The sequence below is a fragment of the Streptomyces sp. AB3(2024) genome, assembly GCF_041862025.1.
Classification (GTDB): Bacteria; Actinomycetota; Actinomycetes; order Streptomycetales; family Streptomycetaceae; genus Streptomyces.
Genome location: NZ_JBGWAB010000316.1, coordinates 1 through 869, shown reverse-complemented (window position 1 = coordinate 869; position 869 = coordinate 1). Strand labels below are relative to the sequence as shown.

General features: G+C 69.5%; 1 protein-coding gene. It reads right to left on the bottom strand.

The window, feature by feature from the left end:
• Positions 1-5: 5 nt before the first annotated feature.
• A partial coding sequence (cysD, locus tag ACEPPI_RS40540) for a sulfate adenylyltransferase subunit CysD (RefSeq protein WP_373920245.1) occupies positions 6-869 on the bottom strand: 864 nt, incomplete at its 5' end.

Sequence of the window (869 nt, the reverse complement as noted above, 5' to 3'; positions counted from 1 at the left end):
CATGGTTAGAAGTACCCTTCGCGCTTGCGGTCTTCCATCGCGGCTTCGGAGAGCTTGTCGTCGGCGCGGGTCGCGCCCCGCTCGGTGAGGCGGGAGACGGCGATCTCGGCGATCACGGCGTCGAGCGTGGTGGCGTCGGAGTCGACGGCGCCGGTGCAGGACATGTCGCCGACGGTGCGGTAGCGCACCAGGCGCTTCTGCACGGGTTCGGTGTCCTTGGGGCCGCCCCACTCGCCGGCGGTCAGCCACATGCCGTTGCGCTGGAAGACCTCGCGTTCGTGGGCGAAGTAGATCTGCGGGAGTTCGATGTCCTCGCGGTCGATGTACTGCCACACGTCGAGCTCGGTCCAGTTGGAGAGCGGGAAGACGCGGACGTGTTCGCCGGGGGCGTGGCGGCCGTTGTAGAGCTGCCACAGTTCGGGGCGCTGGCGGCGGGGGTCCCACTGGGAGAACTCGTCGCGCAGGGAGAAGACGCGTTCCTTGGCGCGGGCCTTCTCCTCGTCGCGGCGGCCGCCGCCGAAGACGGCGTCGAACTTCAGCTGCTGGATCGCCTCCGTGAGGGGGACGGTCTGGAGCGGGTTGCGGACGCCGTCGGGGCGTTCGCGGAGCTTGCCGGCGTCGATGTACTCCTGGACGGAGGCCACGTGCAGGCGCAGTCCGTGCCGGGCGACGGCGCGGTCTCGGTAGGCCAGGACCTCGGGGAAGTTGTGGCCGGTGTCCACGTGCAGCAGCGTGAAGGGGACCGGCGCGGGCGCGAACGCCTTCAGCGCCAGGTGCAGCATGACGATGGAGTCCTTGCCGCCGGAGAACAGGATCACCGGCTTCTCGAACTCGCCCGCCACCTCACGGAAGATGTGCACCGCCTCGGA